This is a genomic window from Aeromonas sp. sia0103 (assembly GCF_963895295.1).
Lineage (GTDB): Bacteria > Pseudomonadota > Gammaproteobacteria > Enterobacterales > Aeromonadaceae > Aeromonas > Aeromonas encheleia.
In genome coordinates this window covers 39,490-66,293 of the sequence record NZ_CAWQKG010000063.1, presented here as the reverse complement: position 1 = coordinate 66,293, position 26,804 = coordinate 39,490, and the positions used below count along the sequence as shown (strand labels likewise).

22 protein-coding genes are annotated in these 26,804 nt (G+C 61.5%); 4 read left to right on the top strand and 18 right to left on the bottom strand.

Annotated features, from left to right (window positions below):
• Positions 1 to 27: 27 nt before the first annotated feature.
• From AACW18_RS21160 to AACW18_RS21145, 4 genes are all read right to left on the bottom strand, one after another.
• Positions 28 to 408 (bottom strand): VOC family protein, encoded by a 381-nt coding sequence (locus tag AACW18_RS21160; RefSeq protein WP_218389768.1) that lies wholly within the window; start codon positions 406 to 408, stop codon positions 28 to 30.
• A 68-nt stretch (positions 409 to 476) separates the two neighbouring features.
• Positions 477 to 1,181, bottom strand: a complete 705-nt coding sequence (locus AACW18_RS21155) for a helix-turn-helix transcriptional regulator (RefSeq protein ID WP_218329946.1) — start codon at positions 1,179 to 1,181, stop codon at positions 477 to 479.
• 71 nt (positions 1,182 to 1,252) lie between these two features.
• Positions 1,253 to 2,215 (bottom strand): GlxA family transcriptional regulator, encoded by a 963-nt coding sequence (locus AACW18_RS21150; RefSeq protein ID WP_218389767.1) that lies wholly within the window; start codon positions 2,213 to 2,215, stop codon positions 1,253 to 1,255.
• Between the two features lie 85 nt (positions 2,216 to 2,300).
• Positions 2,301 to 3,071 (bottom strand): MBL fold metallo-hydrolase, encoded by a 771-nt coding sequence (locus AACW18_RS21145; RefSeq protein ID WP_218389766.1) that lies wholly within the window; start codon positions 3,069 to 3,071, stop codon positions 2,301 to 2,303.
• 281 nt (positions 3,072 to 3,352) lie between these two features.
• On the opposite strand from AACW18_RS21145, the gene AACW18_RS21140 reads away from it, so the two are divergent.
• Entirely contained in the window at positions 3,353 to 3,766 is a 414-nt protein-coding gene (locus AACW18_RS21140) for an Hsp20 family protein (protein WP_218389765.1), read from the top strand.
• Positions 3,767 to 3,847: 81 nt separating this feature from the next.
• Entirely contained in the window at positions 3,848 to 4,288 is a 441-nt protein-coding gene (locus AACW18_RS21135; RefSeq protein WP_218292562.1) for an Hsp20 family protein, read from the top strand.
• Positions 4,289 to 4,333: 45 nt separating this feature from the next.
• Here the strand turns inward: AACW18_RS21135 and AACW18_RS21130 are convergent, their stop codons facing one another.
• From AACW18_RS21130 to AACW18_RS21120, 3 genes are all read right to left on the bottom strand, one after another.
• Positions 4,334 to 5,488, bottom strand: a complete 1,155-nt coding sequence (locus AACW18_RS21130; RefSeq protein WP_218389764.1) for a VopS family T3SS effector adenosine monophosphate-protein transferase — start codon at positions 5,486 to 5,488, stop codon at positions 4,334 to 4,336.
• Positions 5,475 to 5,903, bottom strand: a complete 429-nt coding sequence (locus AACW18_RS21125; RefSeq protein ID WP_218389763.1) for a CesT family type III secretion system chaperone — start codon at positions 5,901 to 5,903, stop codon at positions 5,475 to 5,477. The genes AACW18_RS21130 and AACW18_RS21125 overlap by 14 nt, the downstream gene beginning before the upstream one ends.
• A 106-nt stretch (positions 5,904 to 6,009) precedes the next feature.
• Positions 6,010 to 7,263: a valine--pyruvate transaminase gene (locus AACW18_RS21120; protein ID WP_218389762.1), complete on the bottom strand. Its 1,254-nt coding sequence runs from the start codon at positions 7,261 to 7,263 to the stop codon at positions 6,010 to 6,012.
• Between the two features lie 282 nt (positions 7,264 to 7,545).
• Here AACW18_RS21120 and AACW18_RS21115 point away from each other — a divergent pair, with 282 nt between their 5' ends.
• Positions 7,546 to 7,779 carry a hypothetical protein gene (locus AACW18_RS21115; RefSeq protein ID WP_218389761.1) on the top strand — a complete coding sequence of 78 codons (234 nt, stop codon included), beginning with the start codon at positions 7,546 to 7,548 and terminating at the stop codon, positions 7,777 to 7,779.
• Here AACW18_RS21115 and AACW18_RS21110 read toward each other — a convergent pair.
• On the bottom strand, positions 7,709 to 8,533 hold the full coding sequence (locus AACW18_RS21110; RefSeq protein WP_218389760.1) for an AraC family transcriptional regulator: 825 nt from the start codon (positions 8,531 to 8,533) through the stop codon (positions 7,709 to 7,711). The genes AACW18_RS21115 and AACW18_RS21110 overlap by 71 nt on opposite strands.
• Positions 8,534 to 8,625: 92 nt before the next feature.
• On the opposite strand from AACW18_RS21110, the gene AACW18_RS21105 reads away from it, so the two are divergent.
• Entirely contained in the window at positions 8,626 to 9,753 is a 1,128-nt protein-coding gene (locus AACW18_RS21105) for a multidrug effflux MFS transporter (RefSeq protein WP_218389759.1), read from the top strand.
• A 188-nt stretch (positions 9,754 to 9,941) separates the two neighbouring features.
• Here the strand turns inward: AACW18_RS21105 and AACW18_RS21100 are convergent, their stop codons facing one another.
• The 10 genes from AACW18_RS21100 to AACW18_RS21055 all read right to left on the bottom strand — a co-directional run bounded on the left by AACW18_RS21100 (position 9,942) and on the right by AACW18_RS21055 (position 26,638).
• Entirely contained in the window at positions 9,942 to 10,625 is a 684-nt protein-coding gene (locus AACW18_RS21100; protein WP_218389758.1) for a response regulator, read from the bottom strand.
• An 84-nt stretch (positions 10,626 to 10,709) separates the two neighbouring features.
• A complete protein-coding gene (locus tag AACW18_RS21095; protein WP_042651555.1) occupies positions 10,710 to 13,298 on the bottom strand; it encodes a sensor histidine kinase in 2,589 nt (862 codons plus the stop codon).
• A gap of 50 nt (positions 13,299 to 13,348) precedes the next feature.
• On the bottom strand, positions 13,349 to 13,876 hold the full coding sequence (locus tag AACW18_RS21090) for a potassium-transporting ATPase subunit C (protein ID WP_218389757.1): 528 nt from the start codon (positions 13,874 to 13,876) through the stop codon (positions 13,349 to 13,351).
• A 174-nt stretch (positions 13,877 to 14,050) separates the two neighbouring features.
• Positions 14,051 to 16,108: a potassium-transporting ATPase subunit KdpB gene (gene kdpB, locus AACW18_RS21085; protein ID WP_218389756.1), complete on the bottom strand. Its 2,058-nt coding sequence runs from the start codon at positions 16,106 to 16,108 to the stop codon at positions 14,051 to 14,053.
• A complete protein-coding gene (gene kdpA, locus AACW18_RS21080; RefSeq protein WP_218389755.1) occupies positions 16,108 to 17,790 on the bottom strand; it encodes a potassium-transporting ATPase subunit KdpA in 1,683 nt (560 codons plus the stop codon). Before kdpA ends, kdpB begins: the two co-directional genes overlap by 1 nt.
• A 499-nt stretch (positions 17,791 to 18,289) precedes the next feature.
• Positions 18,290 to 19,639 carry a glutathione-disulfide reductase gene (gene gorA / locus AACW18_RS21075; protein WP_218329937.1) on the bottom strand — a complete coding sequence of 450 codons (1,350 nt, stop codon included), beginning with the start codon at positions 19,637 to 19,639 and terminating at the stop codon, positions 18,290 to 18,292.
• A 129-nt stretch (positions 19,640 to 19,768) separates the two neighbouring features.
• On the bottom strand, positions 19,769 to 21,727 hold the full coding sequence (locus tag AACW18_RS21070) for an ATP-binding protein (protein WP_218329936.1): 1,959 nt from the start codon (positions 21,725 to 21,727) through the stop codon (positions 19,769 to 19,771).
• A 121-nt stretch (positions 21,728 to 21,848) separates the two neighbouring features.
• Positions 21,849 to 24,929: a multidrug efflux RND transporter permease subunit gene (locus tag AACW18_RS21065; RefSeq protein WP_042651550.1), complete on the bottom strand. Its 3,081-nt coding sequence runs from the start codon at positions 24,927 to 24,929 to the stop codon at positions 21,849 to 21,851.
• Positions 24,930 to 24,944: 15 nt separating this feature from the next.
• Complete coding sequence (locus tag AACW18_RS21060) at positions 24,945 to 26,051, bottom strand: efflux RND transporter periplasmic adaptor subunit (RefSeq protein ID WP_218292574.1); 1,107 nt, start codon at positions 26,049 to 26,051, stop codon at positions 24,945 to 24,947.
• Positions 26,048 to 26,638: a TetR/AcrR family transcriptional regulator gene (locus AACW18_RS21055; RefSeq protein WP_042651548.1), complete on the bottom strand. Its 591-nt coding sequence runs from the start codon at positions 26,636 to 26,638 to the stop codon at positions 26,048 to 26,050. Before AACW18_RS21055 ends, AACW18_RS21060 begins: the two co-directional genes overlap by 4 nt.
• Positions 26,639 to 26,804 lie beyond the last annotated feature (166 nt).

Genomic DNA, 26,804 nt, shown 5'->3' with positions numbered 1-26,804 from the left:
AGTCTATCACTAGCCCACCACCTCTCGTCAGGCCAGCAGCTCGGCGGCCAGGCAGTAGAAGCGCAGACGATGGCCGTCCGGATCGAGCGCCATGCAGCTGTAGCCAAACTCCATTCGGGTTGGTGGCTGGGCTATGGTCAGGCCATGTGACTGCCATTTTGCAAACACGGCATCGACGCTGGCATCGTCAGGCAGAGGGAAAGCCAGCTCCATGGCGCCGGCCTCTTGCGTGACCTTGGGCTCGACCGTGGCACTGGACCAGAGTGCCAGCCTGGCGCCCGACTCGAAGACGAACATGGCGAAGGTGGGGGACTCTTCGACCGGAGGGCGACCGAACCGTTCGTGATAGAAGAGGGCGCTGCGGGCCGGGTTGGCGACGTAGAGGATGGTGAACTGGGGGACAAGCATGATGACACTCCTTCTCACTGGGGAATGGCGCATCGGCGCCGACCCCGTCAGCATGAGGGTCCCGACTGTCAGTTTCTGTCAGCAATGAATCTTGGCTGCGGGATCTGCTGGGTTGCTCGCCACTCCTTGAGCAGCAACACCCGACTCTTGGGGTAGCCGCACTCCTCCATGTGCATCTGGCTGATGCGATCCACCCGGAAGTGGCGAAAGCCCTGCCGCAGTTCGCACCAGGCCACCAGGACCCGCACCCGATCGAAGTAGCCAAGAGCGAATGGCCAGACGGTGCGCTCGGAGCTCGCCTCTTTCAGATCGTGATAATGCAGGGTGACCTTGCGCTGCTGGCGAATGGCACCGCGCAGGGGGGCCTCGTCCGTGCGTGCATGGCTGCGGGATGACCCTACCAGCAGGGCGTTGGCATGGAGTTGTTGGCGGTACTCGGCAGGCAGTATGGCCTCTATCTTGGCCAGCGCACTGCTGGCTCCGATGCTCAGAGCGCTGTCGGCATGGGCCACTACCCAGCGGGAGCCCAGAACCAGGGCTTCCAGCTCCTCTTCGCTGAACATCAGCGGAGGCAGCATGAAGCCGGGACGCAGCACATAGCCGATCCCCGGTTCTCCCTCGATATGCGCACCCTGGGCTTGCAGGGTCGCGATATCTCTATAGAGGGTGCGAAGGCTGATACCAAGCTGGCTGGCCAGTTCGGTGCCTGTGATGGCGTAACGGTGGCCGCGCAGCAACTGGAGCAGGGCCAGCAGGCGTTCGGAACGGGACATTGGGTGGCTCCTCGGGATCTATGGTCAGGGTGCCATGTTTGGGAGAGCCGGGACAGGGAGAGGAGTACCTCTCACTCCCTGCCGCCACGAAAGGCACGTCGCCATTCGCTCGGCACTACCTTGAAGCGGGCACGAAAGTGTTGCCTCAGGGAGATCGCGGTCTTCAATCCTACCAGTTCGGCGATGCGCTCCACCGAGTGGTTGCTGGTCTCCAGCAGCTCCTGGCTGCGCCTGAGCCGCTCTGCCAGCAGCCATTCCCCGACGGAGAGGCCGGTCGCCTGATGAAAGCGGCGGGTGAAGGTGCGGCGGCTCATCAGGACCCGATCGGCCAGACTATCCAGGGTATGGGGCTGCGCCAGCTGAGCGCGCAGATGATCGAGCAGCTGGTTTATCCTGGCATCCTGGGTGGAGGCGGGCACAGGTTGCTCGATGAACTGGGCCTGGCCCCCTTCCCGGTAGGGAGGGATCACCAGTCTGCGTGCCAGCTTGTTGGCAATCGCACTGCCATGACGCTGGCGTACCAGATAGAGACAGCAGTCCAGCCCGGCGGCCGTGCCGGCCGAGGTGACCAGCCCATCGTCATCCACATAGAGGGCGTTGGTATCGAGCAATACACGGGGGAAGCGGCGGATGAAATCCTGCTCATACTCCCAGTGGGTCGATGCCCTGCGCCCCTCGAGCAGCCCCGCATAGGCGAGCACATAGGTACCGAGACAGAGCCCCACTACCTGTGCGCCTCGGGCGTGGGCCGCCACCAGCGCATCGAGCAGCGGCTGGGCGGGTCGCTCGGCCGGATCGCGCCAGAAGGGAAGTATGATGATGTCCGCCTCGGCCAACCCTGCCAGGCCGTGAGTGACCTCGATACGAAAGCCCTGGGATGAGCCGGGTTGGCTGGTGCCGTCGCCGGCGCAGAGCCTGAGCTCGAACAGTGAGTGGCCCGGCATCATGCTATCCCCGAAGATGAGGCAGGGCACCGAGCAGTGGAAGGGGCTGAAATCATCGAAGGTCACGACGGCGACTATCGGGGTGGACATGACGGCGGACTCCTCTGCTCGTGGAATGACGATGATAATCCCTGGATGAACAAAGTCGAAGGGCCATACTCGGCCCTTCGACTCATCACAGCGAGAGGGTCTCGCCGTCGGCTGGCACCAGCACCCGCGCCGTCATACCGTGTTCATCTAGGAAGCCGCGCAGCTCATCCCGTGACAACACCGCATGATTGACGGCTTCCATGTGGCTGGCAATCAGGGTGGCCTGCGGCGCGGCCAGGTAGACGGCTCTTACATCCTCCTTGCCCATGATGATGGAGCCGAGCCCCGGCACCCGGGCGTCGCCGCAGTTCAGGATGACCACCTCGGGTCTGTGCTGTCGCAGGCTATGTTCGACCATCTTGTTCCAGACGGTATCACCCGCCAGATAGAGGCGCTTCTCGTCAGGATGGGAGAAGACCACGCCGCACACCTCTCCCAGCCGTTCACCCAGCACGGCCATGACATCGTCGCTGCCGTGCTGGCCTTCGGTCCGTTGCAGCCGGATACCGGCAAACTCTGCCGACTCGTCCAGCAGACGCACATCATGGAAACCGCAGGCCCGGATGCTGTCTGCATCCTTCTGGTGTTGCACGAACAGCGGGAGGTGTTTGGGGATCTGCTGCTGTGCGGCCAGGTCCCAGTGGTCAGGATGATCGTGGGTGACGATCACCGCATCCACATCGATGAGTTCCGCCAAGGGCAGTGGCAGCTCGACCAGGGGGTTGCGAAAGTGGCTGTTGGCCGTCCCCTCAAAGCCCGGGAGGCTGTCCTTGGCAGACAACATGGGATCGATCAGAAAGCGGGTACCGGCATAGTCGATCAGCAGGGTGGCGTTACGAACCTGGGTAATGTGCATGGCATTGCATCCTTGGTGGCGAGTGAGTGTGCCACCAGTATGACGAGGGATGCGGGGAGCGATGAGTGGCCCACGGGTCGATTATCGATCCTATCGGGCCAGCTGAACGATACGATTGTGTGCTGGACAAACTCGAAAAATTTCTTTGATTCTCGCCCTTGAAAGCAAAAAGCCGGACCCTATATAGGTAACAAGGCCGGAACGCTCGACAGAGGTTTCGACCAGCCGCCCGTCCGACAGGAGGGCAAACCATCCGTTATCGCTCACAAGAGGGTAATACTATGCGTTCTATCGACTTTTCTCCGCTCTATCGTTCTGCCATCGGTTTCGATCGTCTGGCCAATCTCATCGAATCTGCGGCCAGCAATGGCAATGCCGGTTATCCCCCCTACAACATCGAGCAGCTGGGTGACAACGACTACCGCATCAGCATGGCGGTGGCTGGCTTTACCCAGGAAGAGCTGGAGTTGAGCTTTCAGGAAAACCTGCTGACGGTGAAGGGCAGCAAGCAGGCCGAGACCGACCGTAACTACCTGTATCAGGGCATAGCCGAGCGGGGTTTCGAGCGTCGCTTCCAGCTGGCCGACTATGTGCGGGTGAAGGGGGCCGATCTGAAGAATGGCTTGCTGCACATCGAGTTGGCGCGTGAGGTGCCTGAGGCCATGAAGCCGCGCAAGATAGAGATCAATGGCTAATACCCTTATTTGACCAAGCTTCCTGGCGCCGATGACGGGCCTGTGAAGATCCAACCTGTTGCTTATTAGAAGGATAGGATTATGCGTAACCTCGATTTTTCTCATCTCTATTCCAATGCCGTCGGCTTCGAGCGGATGGCCCGTGAGCTGGAAGGCCTGTTTGACCAGAAGACGGCGGCCTATCCCCCTTACAACATCGAGAAGCGGGAGCACGACAGCTACCGCATCACCCTGGCGGTGGCGGGTTTCGAGCGTGAAGAGCTGGAGCTGGAGACCGAGAATGGCACCCTCAAGGTGAAGGGTCGCAAGGCGACTCCCGCCGGGGAGCGCCAGTTCCTCCACCAGGGTATCGCCGAGCGTGACTTTGAGCTCGCCTTCAAGCTGAGCCAGCATGTCGAGGTGCGGGATGCCCGGCTGGAGCATGGTCTGCTGACCATAGATCTGGCCCGCGAGCTGCCCGAGGCGCTCAAGCCCCGTGCCATCCCCATCGGACAAAGCGAGCAGTTGGCCCTGTCCAACTGATCCCGGAATGAAAAAAAGGCCTGCAATTGCAGGCCTTTTTTATTTTTATTTGATGCCATGCAGGGCATTTTCTGCAGGTAAATCGAGAGGGGAGAATCGGCCTTCACGCAGCTCGCTCAGTGCGTAAAGCAATCTTCCCATTCGACCATTTCCATCGGTAAAGCCATGAAAACCAATCACGGCCGCAAACAATTTCTTGCCTAGCTGGGGCTCCTTGCTATCCAAGGTTGCCAGATGTTTGTCCAGCATGGCTGCTCCACCGATACTGGATGGCAGGCTGCCTCCGCTGATAGCTGGTCCACGATAGTCTCGGGTGAGATTAGGGACGAGCTGGCGGTGCAGTTCTTGAAGTACCGATTCGTTAGTCAGATCCTGAGAGCCTTGGCTATATTCCCTGAGCAGGGCAGTGAAATTACTCCACTCGTTGCCACCGGATGTTGAAGCTTTAAGAATCCAAGCCGCTGCACGATCAACATTCTCGGTAAAACCGGTTGGGTTGTAGAACGACTCTTCGAGGGTGCCGGCAAAGACTCCTTGGCCAAGATCCTGACTGAGGAGTGATTGTTGGTGCTGATGGGCTACCTGCAGGTTCTTCTCTTCAATCATCAGCAGGGGCTCAAGCGTGTTGATCGCCTGTGCTGAAGATGGCTGCCGGTACAGTTGCTCCAGACTGGTCATGGACTGTTTTGGATCGGTCAGTCTGTTGGATAGCTGAGTCAGAGCCTGATCTCCGACAAGAGCGAGCAGGTTTTGTCCGGCTGGCGTCTGCTTGAGAGCCTCTGACATGGCCCGTTGAAACAGCACTGCATACTCATTGTCAGATGTAGCTGGGTGCCGGGTCCTCAATTGCTCGAGAACGTCTTCCGGCGTTGTAATACGGCTGTCTTTAAACAGCATGCGGGCATGTGAAACAGCATCAGCACTTTGCAGCCGTTGTTGCTGGGCTCCAGGGGTAGAGAAAATCTGCTGAGTTGCAGCCTTGGCAATGGAAGTTGATGACCCCTGGCTAAACAGTGTGCCGACCCCTTCAACAAAGCGGGCAATTTTGCTGCTCTGGGGGTGAGTGCGCAAAACCTGTTGCAAGTCGGAGTCGATGCGATACTCCCTGCCTGCGATCTTCAGGGAACCTTCCTCTTTTAGCTGTGCTTGCTGCTGTGGCGTTGCATGCTGCAGGGCAGCTACGCTTTTAAATTCGATCATGAATACCTCTCTTGGTGTCGGATGGACTGGGTTGCGGTAGAGACGTCACGAAAGTTCGCGTCCACTCGATGAAGTCGCCCAGATGCAGGGCTAACTGACCGGCTGTCATCCCATCCAGGGCATGGCGCCGGTAGGCAATCAACTCGAGTGCAGGGTGCCAGCCAATGCCGGGTTCTTTATCGAAAGCGGGATTCAGCGCGACAGTGAGCATGTGGCGATGCAACTCGGCATTGTCGAAAGGTGATGCGGGGAGTACTAAAGGAGCCATGATGAGCAAGGCACATGGCTCCTGGTGCAAGACAAGTGGAAGTTCACCGTCGATAAGAAGTGGGCAATTGCCATTCTCATCGAAGGCAAGCGAAGAGAGCTGTAACTGCATGGCCAGTTCGGCCAGCAGGATTTCAACACTATCCATGAGCAACCCTTCAATATGATGATATTGAAGGGAATTCTAATGAGCCTCCTAGTATACCTCTGTCTAATTCAGTCCGACTTTTTTAGAGCCAGGTGAATAAACGTGGTTACTGTTCCGCATAGAGAGCGTTGATCTCCTCGGCCAGGATGGCGATGCCACGGCGCACCAGATCCTCGCTCTGGGAGTAGTTGAGGCGAATGCACTCCTGGCTGTGGCGCCACTCGGGATCATCGATGCCGGGGAAGAAGTAGTGACCCGGCACGATCAACAGGTTCTTCTCCTTCAGGCGCTCATAGAGTGTCTGGCTGTGGATTGGCAAATCCTCAAACCAGAGCCAGAGGAAGAGGGCGCCTTCCGGCTTGTGGATGTGGAAGCGGGGATCCGGGATGGCCTCGCGCAACAGCTGCACCGCCAGCTCTGCCTTCTGCCGGTAGAAAGGCTTCACCACCTGCTCGCTCAGGGTGATGATCTCGCCGCTCTCGATCATCGGAATGGTGAGTGCCGGCCCCAGGCTGCCCGGTGCCAGGTTGATGATGCCGCTCAGGTTGGTGATGGCCTGGATGATCTTCTCGTCGGCGATGACGATGCCGCAGCGGGTACCCGGCAGACCCAGCTTGGAGAGGCTCATGCAGAGGATGGTGTTGGCATTCCAGAACGGCTTGGCCTCGCTGAAGATGATGCCGGGGAAGGGCACCCCGTAGGCGTTGTCGAGCAGCAGCGGAATACCCTTGTCACGGGCGATCTGATCGAGATGCTCGATCTCCTCGTCGGTCAGCACATTGCCGGTGGGATTGGTCGGGCGGGAGACGCAGATCACCCCGATGTCGTCGCCAACCTGCAGGCTCTCGAAATCCACGTGGTACTTGAACTGGCCGTCTGGCAACTTCTCTATGGTGGGCTTGTAGGCGACGAAATGGTCGTCGGCCAGCGCCGAGTCGGCATAGCCGATGTATTCGGGGGCCAGGGGGAACAGCACCTTCTTCTTGCGGCCATCGGCGAACTCACCGGCCAGCAGGTTGAACAGATAGAAGAAGGCATTCTGGCTGCCGTTGGTCAGGGCGATGTTGCGAGCCGAGATGTCCCAGCCTAGCTCTCTCTTGAGCAGGGCGGCCAGCGCCTTGGTGAACCTGTCCTTGCCTTGCGGGCCATCGTAGTTGGCCATGGCTTTCACCAGCTCGCCATTGTCGAGCAGGGTCTTGGCTTCGGCTTGAAAGCGTTCCAGCATGGCGGGGATCGGGGCTGGATTGCCGCCACCCAGCATGATGGCGTCCGGATTGGTCAGCCCCTGATTGAGGTCATCCATGAGTTGAGTAATGCCAGCGTGGCGAGTGAACTTCTCGCCGAACAAGGAAAATTCCATTCGGTGACGGATCCAGATTGGGTTACGGGGATGTAGCACCATAGCTCAGTTTAAAAGCGGGTGTCGATCAAAATAACCGGACGTTCCACGTGGAACATGGACCAAAAATCAAGCGTGGTAAAAAACACCACTTATAGGTTTAAAAATGACCAGCCAGATCGGTGCACATGCTTGATTAGGTACTCAAAATACAATTAATTTAAACAAAATCATGGTGTTGTAAATTTGGCACGACTCTTGGAATAGCTATCTGGTCATCTCAACCATACCGGAGAACACCAGATGAAAACCCTGATCGCCGTCCTGATGCTGAGCACCCTGAGCCTGAACGTCATGGCCAACGAGATCCCCAGACCCGAGCTGGATACCGTCAAACTGGGGCAGGAGATGCTGGCCCAGCAGCAGGCGGCATCCCACGCCGTGGTGCAAGAGGCCCTCGGCAATCTCAAGCCGCTGGCACTGGATACCCTGGTGGTGGAGGCGAGCTCGGCCGATGAGACTCACCCAGAGAGTTGAGATGGCGCAGCGGGGTCTGCCCCGTGTGCTGCTTGAAGAAGCCGATGAAGGCGCTGTCGCTGGAGAACTCCAGCTGCGCCGCGACCCGGCTGATGGGCACGGCCTCGGCCAACAGCTCCATGGCGCGCAACAGGCGCCACTGCTGGCGCCAGGCCTGATAGCTCATGCCGGTATCCCGCATGAAGATACGACCAATGGTCTTGTCACTGGCACCCACCCGCTCGGCCAGCCGGTTGAGCCGAGCGGGCAGGGTGTCACCCCCTGTTATCTCCCCTAACCAGGCTGCCAGACGCGGATCGGACGGCAGCGGCAGTTGCCAGGATTCCTGCGGTGCTTGCGCCAACTCCTCCATGAAGAGTGCCAGCGTCCGGTGCTGCTCCCGCTCGGGTTTGTCCCATGGCCAGAATGCCATCCGCTCGATGATCTCCCGCAGCAGCGGGTTGACTGCCATCACCTGCACACTGGTGGGCAGCTCTGGCAGTAACGTGAAATAGAGGGAGCGGTAGGCCACCACCCCGCGCATCAGCACCCTGTGAGGGCTGCCCGCTGGTAGCCAGGCAGCCCGACTGGGCGGCAGCAGGCAGAGCCGATTATCCAGCTCGATGCTCATGCAGCCAGCCTGGGCAAACAGCAGCTGGTGGCGTTGATGCCGGTGCAGACCCGAGTCATGCCAGCCCAGCGCGGAGGCGATGCCGATCACGCCGCCAGCCAGCCGATCCGGGTCAAAAGGGTGATCGGGAAGAATAAAGGCCATGTGTCCGATTATTGATGTTTATAGTCCTGGATATTGTAATCAGACATCTCGCATCTCTCTAGACTGGCAGCCTCTCGTTGAGGAGGTTTGTCATGAACAACAAGTTGCCGCCGCGCTGGCTGATGGTCGGACTGATGATGTTTCCCCAGATGGTAGAGACCATCTACAGCCCGGCGCTGACCCATATCGCCAGCCAGTTCCGGGTGAGTGATGGCCAGGCGTCCCAGACCCTGTCGGTCTATTTCCTGGCGTTTGCGCTGGGGGTTGTCTGCTGGGGGCGGCTATGCGATCTGATCGGGCGGCGCCCGGCCATGCTGGCCGGTCTGCTGACCTACGGGTTTGGCACCCTGCTGGCGCTGCTGGCAGGACAGTTTGAAACCTTGCTGCTGGCCAGGGTCATCTCGGCCTTTGGTGCCGCCGTGGGATCCGTGGTGACCCAGACCATGCTGCGCGACAGCTATCAAGGCGGCGAGCTGGCCCGCATCTTCTCGGTGATGGGGGTGGCGCTCTCCCTCAGCCCCGTGCTGGGGCTGGTGAGCGGTGGCCTGCTGGCCGAGCGGTTTGGCTATCTCGGCGTCTTCGGTGGCTTGTTGCTGCTGGCCCTGGTGCTGGGGCTGGCTGCCAGCTGGCGGTTGCCGGAGACCCGCCCATCGACCATGACCCGAGTCGCACTGTGGCCACTGGCCTGCCGTATGGCGCGGGATGCCGGACTCTGGCGCAGCACCCTGCTGGTCGCCCTGTTCAACTGCATGCTGTTCGGCTACTACAGCCTGGCGCCATTTCTGTTTGCCGAGCAGGGCAGGCAGAGCATCGAGTTTGGTTACTCCGGCCTGGTGTTGGCGCTGGCGACCCTGCTCGGCAGCCTGCTGAACCGCTACCTGCTGGGCAGGGGGTGGTCGCCGGCGTTGCTCATCCGGCTGGCGACCTCCCTGGCACTGGGGGCTGGGCTCGCGGTATGGGTGAGTCAGGCGACCCTCTGGTTCCTGCTGCCCATGATGGGGGTGGTGGTGGCCTTCGGGATCGCGATCCCGAACGTGCTGAGTCAGGCCTTGCTGGCCTATCGGGAGGTGGCGGGCAGCGCCGGTGCCCTGTTCGGGCTGAGCTATTATCTGCTGCTCAGCCTGGGGCTGGCGGTGGCGGCGGCCGTGCAGGATCTCGGTCTCTTGCTCAGCGGCTGTGGCTTGCTGGCGCTGCTGTGCGGTTGGCGGCGTTCCACGTGAAACATCAGCTGCCGATAAAACGGTAGCCGATGCCGGATTCGGTTTCGATCAGGTTGGGTTGCTGGGGCTGTTGCCGCCCAGCTTCTTGCTGAAACATCAGCTACCGATAAAACGGTAGCCGATACCGGACTCGGTTTCGATCCGGTTGGGCTGCTGGGAATGTTGTCGCCCAGCTTCTTGCTGAAACATCAGCTGCCGATAAAACGGTAGCCGATACCGGACTCGGTTTCGATCAGGCTAGGCTGCTGGGGATTATCCCCCAGCTTCTTGCGCAGGCTGGCGATGACGATGCGCAGGTAGTGGGTATCCTCCTTGTGGCTAGGTCCCCAGATGTCGTTGAGCAGCTGGGTCTGCATCACCAGCTTGCCGGGGTGGCACACCAGCGCCTGCAGCAGGGCGAACTCCTTGCGCGACAGGGGGATCTCCTCGTCGTGTAGGCTCACCTTGTGGCTGCTGGCGTCCAGGCTCAGGCCACAGTGGGGGAAGTGGCGGCACTCGCCACTGCTGACGCCGGCCCGTTGCCGCAACAGGACCCGGATCCGCGCCATCATCTCCTGGATGCCGAACGGCTTGCTCATGTAGTCGTTGGCCCCCGCGTCCAGCAGCCGCACCTTCTCTTGCTCCGAATCCCGCGCCGACAACACCAGCACGGGGTGCTGGTGGTGCTCGCGGATCGCCTGCAAGATCTGGATGCCATCCCCATCGGGCAGACCGAGATCCAGGATCACCAGATCCGGGTTGAGGTGGCGATACTGCTCCAGCCCGTCGTTGACGCCGACCGCCTCGCTGACCTGATGGCCTTCGGCGATCAGGCTGATGCGCAGGAAGCGGCGGATCGCCATCTCATCATCAATGACCAGAATATGAGCCATCTGGCCTCCGGGCGAACAGGGGGGGATGGCACTGGCAAGGGAAGAGGACCGCCTCCATGGCGCCAGTACAACGAATGCAATCCATCACACCTCCGGTGAGTTGAGGGCGAGCGGCAGGGAGAGGCGCATGCAGGTGCCGTTGCCGTTGGGGCCGGAAAATGCCCAGATGCGGCCGCCATGAGCCTCTATCATAGCGCGGGAAATGGCGAGGCCAAGCCCGGTGCCACGGCTGCCGCAATCGCCGACCGGCTGGGTGTAGAACAGATTGAAGATCTTGTCCCGATCCGACTCGGCGATGCCGACCCCGATGTCGATGATGTCGATGATGAGATCCGGCGTGGCCAGCATCACCTTGAACTCGATGGGGGTGCCGGCCGGTGAGTAGCGGGAGGCGTTGTCGAGGATGTTGACCAGCACCTGCTCGATCAGGGCACCGTGCACATAGAGCTGGGGGATCTGCTGATCGAAGTGGATCAGCAGCTTGTGCTGGCGCCAGGAGGATTCGAGCCGCTTGCGGGCACTCTCCACCAGATCGGCCAGATCGACCCAGTCCCGCTTCAGCTGGAAGTCCGGCGAGCCGATGCGGGTCATGTCCAGCAGATTCTGCACATAGCCGTGCAGGCGACGGGCCTCGTCCTGCACCGAATGCAGCAGTTCGCTGCGATCCTCTGCGCTGATCCGGTCACCATATTCCAGCAGTGTGCTGCCGGCCCCCATGATGGTCGCGAGCGGCGTCTTCAGATCGTGAGAAACCGACGAGAGCAGGGCGGCACGCATCCTGTCGGTCTCCGCCTGCAGCTGGCTGTCGGCCAGCCGTTCGTTCAGGTCGATCCGGGCCAGGGCGGCGCGGATATCGGTGAGCAGCGCCTGTAACTGATGTTCGGCCGAGGAGGCGAGCGGGTTGCTCAGCCGGATGCCCAGCACCAGCTCGTCGGTGAGGTGGTGATACTGGGCCTCGGCCGCGTTGAGGGTCGCGGTGTGGGCCCCGGCGCTCAGCTTCTGGGCCAGACACCAGTCGATGGCCGCCTTGTCGGTCTGGCCCGGTGGCTTCTGCTCGTCTCCCGCCCGGTACTGGTAATCCTCATCGAGGGCGAAGACGGGCTGGCCCAGGGCCCGCGAGATGGCCTGGGCGCCTTGTCGCAGCACCTCTTCCGGGCTGCTGGCGGTGGCCAGCCCCTGGCTCAGCGATAGCAGGGCGTTGCCGAGCTGCTGGGTCTCGCGCAGGCCCACCAGCTGCTGGCGCTGGCGGGAGGCGAGCCGCCCGGCCGCCATGCCGACGATGAGCAGCACGAACAGGTTGAGCAGATCGCTGTGACTGGCCACGCTCAGGGAGAAGTGGGGGGCGGTGAACAACAGGTTGTGGGCGACGAAGCCCAGCACCGCCGCCAGTATGGCCGGCACCAGGCTGGTGGAGAGCGCCGTGGCCAGCACCCCCAGCACGAACAGCAGTGGCAGGGAGGCGGGGGGCAGCCAGTGGGAGAGGCCCCAGGCGGTGGCCGAGGTGATGCCCATGATCAGCAGGGCCAGCAGGCTCTGACGTATGTCCTTGGGATCCGAGGGATGCAGTCCCAGGCTCGGCCTGCGTTTCTCGGTGTCGACCAGGGTGATCTCGAGCCCCCGCGCCTGTTTCAGCAGATGCTGCACCAGGGAGCGGCGCCAGGGCGCCTTGTGGGGTTTGCCAAGCAGCAGTTGCGACACCTGCTGCTGTTCGGCTGTCTCCAGCAGGGTATCGGCGACCGCCGGGCTGGAGAGGGTCAGCACCTTGGCCCCCAGCTGGGAGGCCAGTGCCAGCGCCTGCTCCAGCTCGGCCGTGCGGCGCCCCTTGCTGTCCACGTGGACCACCAGCCAGGGCAGCTGGCGGCGCTGGGCGAAGCGGTGACCGTAGCGCACCAGGGATGAGCCGTGCTGATCGCCTAGGCAGACCATCAGCTTGCCCCGCAGCGGCTGGGTGGTCTTGCCCGCCGCCTGCCACTGCAGTTGCAGGTCCCCCTCCACGTGGCTGGCGGCCGTCTGCATCGCCAGCTCGCGCAGGGCGGTCAGGTTGTTGAGGGAGAAGAAGGATTGCAGGGCGGCCTTGGCCTGATGGGGCACATAGACCTTGCCCTCCTTGAGTCGGCCGAGCAGCTCCTTGGGGGGCAGGTCTATCAGTATGATGCTGTCCGCTTCCAGCAGCACCTGATCCGGCAGTGTCTCCTTGACCCTGACCCCGGTCAGTTGCCAGACCAGATCGTTGAGGCTCTCCAGGTGCTGCACGTTGAGGGTGGAGTAGACGTCGATACCGGCACCGAGCAACTCCTCCACATCCTGCCAGCGCTTCTCGTGACGGCTGCCCGGGGCGTTGCTGTGGGCCAGCTCATCCACCACTACTATGGCGGGTTTGCGTTCGAGCAGCGCATCCAGATCCATCTCCTCCAGCCGTTGCTGGCGGTGGAGATGGATCTTGCGCGGCTGGATGGCGAGCTTGTCGAGCAGGGCCAGGGTCTCCTGGCGGCCGTGGGTTTCCACCACCCCGATCAGGATATCGACCCCTTCCCTTGCCTGTTCCCGCACCGCCTGCAGCATGGCGTAGGTCTTGCCGACGCCGGGCGCGGCGCCGAGAAAGACCTTCAGCTTGCCCTTGTGTTCCTGCTCCAGGCTCGCCAGCAAGGCGTCGGCCCGTACCTCATCACGCATCCCCGTACTCCCGCTCCAGGCTTGCCAGCAAGGCACCAGCCTTTGCCTCATCACGCATCATTGTCCTTATCTAGCCAGAGATTCAGCTGGAGAATGTTGACCACCCGGGGGCCAAGGATACCAGCTTGCGCCCCGGACTGAACCCGCTCCGTCAAGGCGGCGGGATCCAGCCCCCGCTGTTTGGCGACGCGCTCCACCTGGGCCTGTACGGCATCCAGCGGCAGATGAGGATCCAGACCGGAGGCGGAGCGGGTCAGCAGGGTTGGCGAGGGGTCACCGCCCTGCACTCTGGCTTCTGCCTTGGCGAACTCGGCCCGCAGCGGTGAGCTCATGCCCAGATTGGATGCGCCACCGCCTAGGGTGGCGAAGTCGCTGGCGGAGGGGCGGGAGTGGAAGTACTCGGCTCGCTCGAATTTTTGCGCCAGCAGGGCACTGCCGATCAGCTGTTGTTTGCCGTTGGTCAGCTGGCTGCCGTTGGCCTGCCAGGGGAACATCAGCTGGGCCAGCCCGGTCACCGCCAGCGGGTAGCCGACGCCCAGCAGCAGGGTCAGGGTCAGCAGGGTTCTGATTGCTATCATGATTTTCTTGCTCCAAACAGATTGATGGGGTGCAGGCCAGGCTTGCACCCCGCTATGTCGTCGTTACACCAGCCCCAGGCCGATGATGATCAGGTCGATCAGCTTGATGCTGATTAATGGGGGGCACCAGCAGGCCATGGATGTCCTCGCTTCCACAACCTGCATCGCGTCCCCTTACACCAGACCCAGGCCTGTGATGACCAGATCGATCAGCTTGATGCCGATGAAGGGGACCAGCAGCCCACCGACGCCGTAGATCAGCAGGTTGCGGCGCAGCAGGCTGGCGGCGGATCCCTTCAGGCTGACACCGCGCAGGGCCAGCGGCACCAGCGCCACTATGATCAGGGCGTTGAAGATGATGGCCGACAGAATGGCGCTCTGCGGGCTGCCCAGCTGCATCAGGTTCAGCGCACCCAGCTGCGGATAGGCGGCGATGAACAGGGCCGGCAGTATGGCAAAGTACTTGGCCACGTCGTTGGCGATGGAGAAGGTGGTCAACGCCCCCCGGGTCACCAGCAGCTGCTTGCCCACCAGCACCACGTCCAGCAACTTGGTGGGGTTGGAGTCCAGATCTACCAGGTTGCCTGCCTCCTTGGCGGCCTGGGTCCCTTCGTTCATGGCCAGACCCACGTCGGCCTGGGCCAGCGCCGGAGCATCGTTGGCACCATCGCCGCACATGGCGACCAGGCGGCCATCGGCCTGCTCCTGGCGGATATAGGCCAGCTTCTTCTCGGGGGTGGCTTCGGCGATGAAGTCATCCACCCCGGCTTCGGCGGCGATGGCGGCGGCGGTCAGCGGGTTGTCGCCGGTGATCATCACGGTGCGGATCCCCATGTGACGCAGGATCTGGAAGCGGGCCTTGATGCCGGGCTTGATGATGTCCTTGAGGTACACCACCCCCAACAACTGCTCGTGGGTGCAGACCAGCAGCGGGGTGCCGCCCTGGCGGGCAATGTTGTCGACCGCCTTCAGGACCGGCTCCGGCACCGCCTTGCGCGCGAGGGAGAGGTAGTTGAGCACAGCATCCACAGCCCCCTTGCGATATTGATGACCGTTGCGATCCAGTCCGCTCAACCGGGTCTCGGCGCTGAACGGGATCAACTTGTCACTCTCCAGTTGGCTCGGCTTGGCCATGCTCTTGCCGGCCAGGGTCAGGATGGACTTGCCTTCCGGTGTATTGTCACCGAGGGAGGCCAGCATGGCCGCCTGGGCCAGCAGGGAGGGATCCACCCCGGGGGCCGGGATCAGCTCGTCGGCCATGCGATTGCCGAAGGTGATGGTGCCGGTCTTGTCCAGCAGCAGGGTTCGCACGTCACCGGCGGCCTCCACGGCACGACCCGACTTGGCGATCACATTCAGCTTCACCAGCCGGTCCATGCCGGCGATGCCGATGGCGGAGAGCAGGCCGCCTATGGTGGTCGGGATCAGGGTGATGAACAGGGCGATCAGGTAGAGCCTGGGCACCTGGGTACCGTTGTAGTCGAGGAACCAGGGCAGGGTGGCGACCACCAGCAGGAAGATCAGGGTCAGACCCACCAGCAGGGCATCGAGCGCCATCTCGTTCGGGGTCTTCTGGCGCTTGGCCCCTTCCACCAGCGCAATCATCCGATCCAGCGTGCTCTCCCCCGGATTGTTGCTGACCTTTACCCAGATCTCGTCGGAGACCACTGTGGTGTTGCCGGTCACGCCGCTGCGGTCGGTGCCGGACTCGCGGATGACGGGGGCGGATTCGCCGGTGATGGCGGCCTCGTTGACCGAGGCGATGCCGGCCACCACCTCACCGTCGGCCGGGATCATCTCGCCGCTGCGCACCAGCACCAGATCCCCTTTCAGCAGGCTGGTGGCCGGCACCCATTCCCCCTGTCCATCGCGAGGATCGCTGACCTTGCGGGCCCTGAGCTGGCTCATGCCCGCCTTCAGGCTGTCGGCGCGCGCCTTGCCACGGCCCTCGGCCAGGGTCTCGGCGAAGTTGGCAAACCAGAGGGTCAACCAGAGCCAGGCGGTCAGCTGCCAGGCCAGGCTGGGGGCCACTCCCGACAGGGGTTGGCCCAGCAGGGATTCCACGGTCGCCATCAGGGCGGCCAGCCAGAGGGTAAACAGGATTGGGCTGCCAAACAGTGCCTTTGGGTTGAAGCGATAGAGCGCCTCGATCATGGCCTGTATGACTTGCGAGCGCTGTTTCTTGGCCTTCACCTTGTCGGTGCGGGCTGTCATGGAGATGGACTTGCTCATTAGAAAGCTCCCTGTATCAGGCTCAGATGTTCGGCCACCGGTCCCAGTGCCAGCAGTGGCAGGAAGGAGAGGCCGCCAATCAGCAGTACTGTGATGATCAGCAAGGTAATAAACAGTGGCCCCCGGATCGGGAAGTCACCTTCACCCGTCTCCTGGCGCGGGGCGCGGGCGAGCTGGCCGGCGATGGCCAGCACAGGGATGATGTAACCGAAGCGACCGAGCAGCATGGCCAGGCCGATGGCGATGCACTGCCAGCTATCGGCGGCGGCAAAGCCGGCGAAGGCGGAGCCGTTGTTGCCGGCGGCCGAGGCGTAGGCATAGATCAGCCGTGACAGGCCGTGGGGGCCGTCGTGACCGATGATGGTGGCGGCATCCGGCATCAGCAGGGTCACACCACCGATCACCAATACCCCGACCGGCATCACCAGCATGCTGGCGACCACCCACTTCATCTCGGTGATGCCGAGGCGCTTGCCCAGATAGGTCGGGGTGCGACCCACCATGAGGCCACACAGGAACACGGTCAGTAGCACGAACAGCATCATGCCGTAGATACCGGCACCCACGCCGCCGAACACCACTTCACCCAGCAGCATGTTGACCATGCCGACCATGCCGCCGAGCGGGGCAAAGCTGTCGTGCATGGCGTTGACCGAGCCGTTGGAGGCGGCCGTGGTCGCCACTTCCCAGATGCTGGAGAGCACTGGGCCGAAGCGGCTCTCCTTGCCTTCCCAGTTGCCCATCTGAGTGGTGAGGTGAGCGAGGGCGGGATCCGGCTTTATCTCCTGGGAGAGGGAGAGGCAGAGCCCCAGCACCAGCATGATGGTCATGGCGATGAGGATGGCGCGACTGTGGGCCAGGTCCTTCACGTAGCGGCCCAGGGTGCAGACCATGGCGGCGGCTATGGTGAGCAGGGCGACCATCTCCAGCCAGTTGGTCAGGGCGGTCGGGTTCTCGAACGGGTGGGCCGAGTTGATGCCGAAGAAGCCGCCGCCGTTGGAGCCGAGCTGCTTGATGGCGATCTGGGACGCGGCAGGGCCGAGCGGCAGCAGCTGTTCCTGACCTTCCAGGCTGTGGAACGGCAGATAGGCCGACAGCGTCTGGGGCACGCCCTGCCAGACCAGCAGCAGCGCCATGATCAGCGCCATCGGCAGCAGCACATAGAGGCAGAAGCGCACCAGATCCTGCCAGAAGTTGCCAAGGTGGGTGGTTTGCTGGCGGGCTATGCCGCGGAACAGGGCGATGGCGACGGCCGCGCCTGTGCCGGCGGAGACGAAGTTCTGGGTGGTGAGCCCCACCATCTGGCTGAAGTAGGAGAGGCTGGCCTCACCGGAATAGGCTTGCCAGTTGGTATTGGTCATGAAGCTGACCGCGGTGTTGAAGGCCATTTGCCAGCTCAGGCCGGGCAGTTGCTGCGGGTTGAGGGGCAGCAGGCCTTGCGCCATCAGGATCAGGAACAGCAGGCCGAAGCCGGCGCCGTTGAAGGCCAGCAGGCTGAGGGCGTAGGACTTCCAGTCCTGCTCCCGGCCATCGGTGCCGCAACAGGCCATAGTCGCTCGCTCGATGGGGGATAGCCAGCGACTCTGCCCCTCGAACACCTTGTACATGTAGTTGCCGAGCAGGGGTGCCGGCAGCAGCACCAGCAGCACGAAGGCCACCGGATAGATTATTTCTTGCCACATATTGGATCCCTCACTCGTGGTCACTGTGCATCAGTGCACGCATTGGATAGCCCGCGAGGCCCGGCTGCCCGCAGGCCACCGGATGGATAATTACTTGCCGCATCTTCAAGTCCCTCACTCGTGGCTGCGCGTTAACGCACGCAGCAGATAACCCAGCAGGGCGAGGACCAGCAGCAGATATAGCCAATTCATAACGACTCCGTTGAGATGATTAGCGCCGAAAGCCGATGTAAAACCACATCGCCCCCTTGGCTGTAATTGACGTCTCAAGGGTATGAAGAAGGGGCGTAAAGGCGCCATAAAGCGCCCGATGACGGGCGTAAAATCGGCGTAAAAAGCGGGGGTTACTGAGCGACAAGATAGAAAAAACCCGGCCTTGGCCGGGTTTTTGAGGGCGGGATGCCGCTAGCGCATGGTCACGAACTCTTCCGCTGGTGGGATGAGAGCGGCAACGCAGTGGTGGAGGCTGGCGACTGATGTGCAGCCAGCGTCCCCTTTCTTAGCGCATGGTGACAAATTCTTCCGCGCTGGTGGGATGAATGGCCACGCAGTTGTCGAAGTCCGCCTTGGTGGCACCCATCTTCATGGCCACGCCGAAGCCTTGCAGTATCTCGTCCATGGCGAAGCCGATGCCGTGCAGACCGACTACCTTCTCCTCCTGACCGACACAGACCAGCTTCATGCGGGTGGGCTGGCGGTGCTGGGTCAGCGCCGAATACATGGCGGTGAACTGGCTGCGGTAGACCTTGACCTGGCCCTCGCCGTACTCGGCGATGGCCTCCGGCTCGGTCAGCCCAATGGTGCCGATGGGCGGGTGGCTGAACACCACGGTCGGCACCAGATCGTAGTTGAGGTGCTCGCTGGGCTTGTTGTTGAACAGCCGCTCCGACAGGCGACGGCCGGCGGCGACGGCGACCGGCGTGAGCTGGATGCGACCCGTGTTGTCACCCACCGCATAGAGATTGGCCACCGACGTGTTCTGGAACTTGTCGGTCGGGATATAGCCCTTGGCATCGAGCGCTATGCCGGTGGCCGCCAGGTTCAGCCTGTCGGTCGCCGGTGCCCGGCCAATGGCCCAGATCAGGCAGTCGACGGTGAGGTGGCGGCCATCTTCCAGCTGCAGGGTCAGGCTGTCATCGGCGTTCTTGATCACCGCCTTGGGGATGGCGTGGGTGTGCAGCTTGGGCCCTTCCTGCGCCATGATCTCCACCAGGGTCTCCTGGATCATGGGGTCGAAGTTGCGCAGCGGCGCCTGCTTGCGCACCACCAGGTGGGTTTCGCTGCCGAGTGCCTGCATCACGCCGGCGATCTCGACGGCGATATAGCCTGCGCCCACCACGGCCACCCGCTTGGGTTGTGCCTGCAGCGCGAAGAACCCATCGGAATCGATACCCAGTTCGGCACCGGGAATGGTGGGCACCTCGGGATGACCGCCGGTGGCGATCAGTATGTGGTCGGCGCTGTAGTGCTCGCCATCCACCTCGACCGTGTTGCTGTTGACGAAGCGCGCGAAGCCCTTGATGACGGTGATCTGGTTCTTGCCCAGCACATTCTCATAGGACTGGTGAATGCGGCTGATATAGGCCTGGCGGGATTCGACCAGCTTGGCCCAGCTGAAGTGGTTGAGGGTGGTGTCGAAGCCGTAGTCGGCGCCGTATCTCAGGGCATCGGCGATCTGGCCGGCATACCACATGGCCTTCTTGGGCACACAACCGACGTTGACGCAGGTACCCCCCAATGCCTTGGCTTCGATCAGGGCGACTCTCTTGCCATACATGGCTGCCCGGTTGGCCGAGGCGATGCCGCCGCTGCCGCCGCCGATGGCGATATAGTCAAAATGCTGTGCCATTGCGAGGTTCTCCGCTCGTTAAGAATGCAATCACAGCATGATGGGGATAAAGCGGCTGGCTCACAAGAGCCAGGTAGGGTCTATCGAGGTTTCAGCGGCGGACGCCTACACCTCGACAGCCCCTCGGCATCAGTGATGCTGGGTGGGCAGGCGGATATGGAAGTGGGCTCCCTGGCCCAGCTCGCTGGCACAGTGAATGCGACCGCGCAGCAGCTGCACCACCAGGTTGTAGATGATGTGGGTGCCGAGGCCGCTGCCCCCCTGACCCCGCTTGGAGGTGACGAAGGGATCGAAGATGCGCGGCAGTATCTCGGGCGGGATGCCGCGGCCATTGTCGCTGTAGTCTATGGTCAGCTCGTCTTCCCGCTGCTCCACCCTGATGGTGATCTTCTTCGGCCTGTCCCAGTCATCGAAACCGTGGTGGATGGAGTTGAGGATGAGATTGGAATAGATCTGGGTGAAGCTGCCGGGGAAGGAGTAGATGGTCAGCTTGGGATCGCACTGGATGTCGACCTCGCACTGGGCCTTCTTCAGCTTGTGGCCAAGGGAGACCACCACCTGGTGCAGGTTGTCGGCCAGGCTGAAGTTGTAGCGCGCCTCGGAGGACTGATCGACCGCCACCTGCTTGAAGCTGGCGATGAGCTCGGAGGCGCGTCTCAGGTTGCCCTGCAGCAGCTGCATGGATTCATCCAGGTTGACCGTGAACTCGGTCAGGTAGGAGCGCGAGAGCTGCTTGGCCTCGATGTGCTGCTTGAAGTCGGCCACCCGCTCCTGCAGGTAGGAGGAGGCGGTGACGCTGATGCCGATGGGGGTGTTGATCTCGTGGGCGACCCCCGCGACCAGCGATCCCAGCGAGGCCATCTTCTCCGATTCCACCAGGGTCTGCTGGGCCCGCTTCAGCTCGTCATAGGCCTTGCCCAGCTGATCGTTGGCGTCGCTCAGGCTGCGGGTGCGCTCCACCACCTTGCCCTCCAGCTGTTCGTTGAGCGAGATGATCTCCCGCTCCACCTTTTTGAGGCGGGTGATGTCATAACCGAAGCCAATCAAATACTTGAGGTTGGGGCCTTCGTAGAAGGGGGCGAAGGTCCACTGCAGGACGAGCTCGTGGTCCTGCTGATCGTGCATGACTATCTCCCTGTCTTCGAGGGAGCCCTGGTTGGCCAGGATCTCTGCCAGTTCCGCCCGCTGCTCCTTGCTGACGAACAGATCCAGCCAGTTGTGCTGCAGTATCTCCTGATGGTGATAGCCGGTGAGCAGGATGGCCGCCGGATTGATGCTGGCGATGTTGAGATCCGGCTCCATGCAGCAGATGACCATGTTGGCCGAGTTGATCAGGGTGGCGGAGAAGTCCCGCTCCTGCTGCAGCTGCTCGACCGCCTGATGGCGGGCCGTGAACTCATCGTTCAGGCGGGTGCGCATCTGGTTGAGGGTGGCGGCGAGGGAGTCGAATTCGTCGGGGTTCTTGCGGGGCAGGCTGCGCCCTTCCAGGGTCAGCTCCACCGCCAGCCGATCCAGGCTCAGTTTCTGGGCGTAGCTGACGATGCGGTTGATATGACGGATCACCAGGTAGTAGATGATGATCAGGATGCAGAAAGAGACGACCAGGGTCTTGATGGTCTGGCTGACCATGATCAGCACGGATTTCTCGATCAGGCGCTGGTAGATCTGCTCCAGCGAGGCGGCGACGAACAGCTTGCCGACCACTTCCCCCTGATAGGTGAGGCTGAACTCGCGGGAGATGTCATATTGGTCCTTCTCCACTCCCTGGGTCAGCAGCGGCACCTCGGAGTTGCCCAGCATCTCCTTGACCATCACGAACTGCATGTTGGGCAGGTTCATGATGCCTTCGATCTGGACCTTGACCTGCTCCTCATCCAGGTTCCACAGGCTGGCGGAGATGGGTTGCAGGAAGGAGGCTTCGATCTGGTCGATGCTGTCCTCGATGACGGTCACATCCTTGTTGTAGTCCCAGGCGAGCTGCAACACCGTGATGATGAACGCCAGCGCTGTGCTGCAGATCAGAATGTAGGAGAGCAGGCGGTAGGAGAGCCCGTTGCGGCCGACGGCCTTGGAGAAGATCCCTGACATGGCATCCTTGCGGTCCGGAGAAAGTGCCGTTTAGTTTAACTGCTTCATAGACTTATGTCGTGCGTCATCAAACGGATAAAAATAAGGCCCCTCGCGGGGCCTTATGCATGCTGGCTGAGCCTTAATGACTCCCTTTCGCCTTGGACGGAATGGATTCATCGAATTCCGGCAGCGGTTTGTGTTCGGAGGCCAGATAGGTGTAGATCACCGGCAGCACGAACAGGGTGAACAGGGTGCCGATGGCCAGACCGGCCACTATCACTATGCCGATGCTGAAGCGCTGGGCGGCGCCGGCGCCGGCGGCGTAGAGCAGCGGGATGAGGCCCGCAATCATGGCCGCGGTGGTCATCAGGATCGGGCGCAGTCGCACCTTGGCGGCCTGCATCACGGCCTGCGTCCGGTTCATGCCGTGCAGCAGCTGTTCTTCCTTCGCCACCTCACAGATCAGGATGCCGTGCTTGGTAATCAAGCCAACGAGCGTGATGAGACCGACCTGTGAGTAGATGTTCATGGTGGCCAGTCCCCAGGCCAGCGCGATCAGGGCGCCGCTGATGGCGAGCGGGACCGAGACCATGATCACCAGGGGGTCACGCACGGATTCGAACTGGATCGCCAGCACCAGGAAGATGATGGCAAGGGCCAGGGCGAAGGTGGCGTAGAGCGCGTTGCCTTCGGTCACGAACTGGCGAGCCTCCCCCATGAAGTCGTAGCGATAGCCTTGCGGCAGCTTCTCTTCGGCGGTGGTCTTGAACCAGTTGATCGCATCACCCATGGCCACACCCGGTGCCGGTACGGCGCCTATGGTGGCCGAGTTCAGCTGGTTGAAGTGGGGCAGGGCACGGGGCTCACCCACCACTTCGATGCTGATCAGGCTGCCCAGCGGGATCGACTTGCCATCGGCGGCGCGCACGTAGTAACCCTTCATGGATTCAGGGTTCAGGCGGAACTTGCGCTCAACCTGCGGGATCACCTCGTAGGAGCGGCCATCCAGATCGATGCGGTTGACGTAGCCATCCGCCATCATGGTACCCATGGTGGTGCCTATGTCCTGCATGGTGATGCCGTAGGCACCCGCCTTGTCCTTGTCGATCTTGATCTTCATGGTGGCCGAGTCGTAGTTCAGATCGAGATCCGAATAGACGAACTGGCCATTGGCGTGGGTGGCCGCCAGCATCTCACCCGCGATCAGGAACAGGCTCTCGAAGCTGTTCGGGGTGGTGATGACGAACTGGATGGGCAGACCGCTCGAGGCACCCGGCAGCTCGGGGAACTGGAAGGTGGTGATGGCCATCCCTGGGATGTCCTTCACCAGACCGGCGACCCTATCCAGCACCTCTTTCTGGCTTGCCTCACGCTGGCTCCAGGGCACCATGGAGGCGATGCCGAAGGCCTGGTTGGCGTTGAACACCCCGGAGAAGACCTGGGAGTAGGCAATTTCCGGCTGGTCATCCAGGATCTTGTTCACGTCCTGCATGGTGTTCTCGATGTAGTCCAGGTTGGCATTGGACGGCGCCGTCCCCAGCACGGCCATAACGCCCTTATCCTCGGACGGGGCCAGCTCGCTCGGGATGAACTTGAACAGCAGCGGCAGGCTGCCGAACACGATGACGGCGAACAGTATGACCACGATGCGGTGCTGCATGACCGCATGCAGCATGCGATCGTAGCGGTCCGTCATCCGATCCAGCAGGTGATGCACAGTGCTCTCGAACTTGTTCGGCGTCTCGTTGGCCTTGAGCATCTTGGAGCACATCATGGGCGACAGGGTCAGGGCTATGATGCCGGAGACGAACACCGCCCCCGCCAGGGTGAGCGCGAACTCCTTGAACAGGGAGCCGGTGATGCCCCCCATCAGGGCGATAGGCGCGTACACCGCGGCCAGGGTCACCGTCATGGCGATGACCGGCACGGCTATCTCCCGGGTACCGATGATGGCGGCTCTGAACGGTTCTTCCCCCTCCTTGATGTGGCGGTCGACGTTCTCCAGCACCACTATGGCGTCATCCACCACCAGACCGATCGCCAGCACCATGGCCAGCAAGGTCATCAGGTTTATCGAGAAGCCGAACAGATCCATCATCATCACCACGCCGATCAGGCTCAGCGGGATGGTGATGATGGGGATGATGACGGCCCGGAACGAACCGAGGAACAGGGTGATCACCACCAGTACGATGGCGGCCGCCTCCAGTATGGTCTTGATTACCTCGTGGATGGACTCGTTGATGGCGATGGTGGAGTCATACAGGATGTTGACCTGCATGGTGCTCGGCATGTTGCTCTTCAGGCTCGGCAGCAGCTCCAGCACATCGTGGGCGATGTTGATGGGGTTGGCGGTCGGCGCCGCGTTGATGGCAAGTACCACGGCCTCGCGGCCGTTGGCGCTGGCGCGATAGATGTCGTGACTCTTCTCCAGCGACACCTTGGCGATGTCGGAGAGACGGATCACCTTGCTGTCGCGGGTCGCCACCACCAGACGCTTGAGCTCATCGGTGCCGCTGACCTGGGTCTCGGCGTTGCCGTTGAACAGGGTGAAATAACCAGTCGCCTGACCGGTGGCCGACTGATAGTTGTTGCTGTTGAGCACCGTCATCACGTCGCTGGAGGTCAGATCGAAGGCCGCCATCTTGGCCGGATCCAGCCATACCCGCAGGGCAAACTCGACCCCGCCATAGAGATCGATCTTGGAGACCCCGCCGACGGTGAACAGCTGGGGCTTGATGACCCGTTCCAGGTAGTCGGTGATCTGGCTGGAGTTGAGCTCTGGGCTGGTGAAGCCCATGTAGAGCACCGCCGTGGTGGAGCCGGTGGAGGAGGTGACCGAGGGGTCTTCCGCCTCTTTCGGCAGCTGGGAGCGCACCGAGTTGACCTTGGCCAGGATGTCGGACAAGGCGGCGTTGGGGTCGGTGTTCAGCTTCATGTAAGCCGTCACGGTGGAGCTGCCCAGCTGGCTGGAGGAGGTCATGAAGTCGATGTTGTCGGCTTGCGCGACCGCCTGCTCCAGCGGCTGGGTGATGAAGCCCTGGATCAGATCGGCACTGGCACCGTAGTAGCTGGTGCTGACCGTGATCACGGTGTTGATCACCTCAGGATATTCCCGCACCTGCATCTTGAAGATGGCCTGGAAGCCCAGCAGGGCTATCAGGAAGCTGAGCGAGATCGCCAGCACGGGCCTTTTTATAAATGTGTCAGTAAATCGCATCGCAGATCTCCGCGCTTACAGCATCGGGGTTTGTGCCGGAACGGCAAGGGCATCGTTGTCGACCACGCGCACCTTGGTATCGTTGCTCAGGCGAACCTGACCCGACAGCACGATTTCGTCGCCAGCCTTGATGCCTGACAACACATGGACGTCATTGCCGCGACGCTCACCCGCCTTGATCACCACCTGCTTGGCGCGTTTCGCACCGTCTGCTGCGTGAATGACATAGACGTTCTCGCCATACAGGGTGAAGGAGATGGCGGATTGCGGGATCACTATCTGATCTTTCACCGTGGGCAGGATGATGCTGGCACGGGCGAACATGCCGGAACGCAGCTGACCCTCGTTGTTCGGGATGTCTGCCTGCACCTGGATCAGGCCGCTCTGGTAGTTGACCGCCGGCTCGATGGCGGTGATCTGACCGTCAAACTGGGCCTGGGGATAGGCATCCACGTTGATCTTGATGACCTGGCCGAGGGAAATCTTGGAGATGTCGGTTTGGGGCACGGTGAAGCGCAGACGCATCACGCTGGTGTCTTCCAGTCGCACTATCTCGGAACCTGGCTCCAGATACTGACCGAGGAAGACGTTGCGCAGGCCCACGACACCACCGAAGGGGGCACGGAGCTCACGACGGGTGATGGTGGCCTTCAGGCTCTCGATGTCGGCTTCCAGCGAGCGGTAGCTGGCCTCGGCATCGTCCAGTTGATCCCTGGAGATGGAGTTCTTCTGGTACAGGTTCTGGTAGCGCTCGAACTTGGCCCGGGCCGCCGGCAACTTGGCTTGTGAAGATTGCAGATTGGCTTTCTCCACGCCGGAGTCCAGGCTCAGCAGCAGCTGATCCGCCTTGACCTGGGCGCCGGATTCGAAGCTGATCTTGTCGATGGTGCCCGCCAGCTCGCTGGAGAGGGTGACCCCCTGATAAGGCTCGATGAAACCGATCGCTTCTATGGTGGGTATCCAATCCTGCGCCTTGGTCACCGTGGCGGTCACCGGGAATTCGGGCTCGGGTCGGTTGGCCATGAACTCGGCAATCTTCTTCTGCTTGAACATATTGAAACCGATGACACTGCCAAACAGGGCGAGTGCTATCAGCAACATGATGGCCATCCACTTTTTCATGAACAGGCTCCTGTGATGGAAAAATTAGGGTTTAAAATGGCATTCCAGCTGGCCTTGACCACAGTCTCCAGCTGTTCCTGCGTCAATACAAAGGGATGGAACTGGCGTTGTAGAGCCATGTTTGCCACACAGTCCAGGCTCAGCACCTGCAGCGCCCGGACGGGTAAATCGATAAACAATCCTTGTTGGCGTCCCTGTTCGAAGAAGCGCTCAAGTGGCGCCCACGTCGCCATTATGACCGGATTCCGTTCCAGTTCAGCCCCCAATGGAGAACTTTCGTACTGTAATTTGCATTTGAGTGCATTGGGTTCATTGGCAAAAATGGCATTGATGTTGAGCCACAGGCGCCGGTACTGCCGATATGACACTTCCTCAATCTGCACCCCCTCCATGATCCGGGGATGACACTTGAGGATGGTGTGCTGATATAGCTGGCGGATCAGGTCATCCTTGTCACTGAAGTAACGGTAGATAGTGCCTGCTGCCACCCTGGCTTTCTTGGCGACCACGGCGATGGACAGGCCATAGAAGCCCTGCTCGCCGAGCACCTCGTAGGCCGCATCGAAGATGCGCTCTTTCTTATTCATGACCCTGTGACTATATCGGCTGAATGAACGTTCATTCATTCTAGGTAGGGAAGAAGCCAAGTCAAGTGACTGAACCCGTTTCCCCCCACAAAGGGTACAGAACCGTAACAGAGGGATGCCATTTCGGTCCCAGACGGCGAGAAGTGGCATAAAACTGTACGAAGTG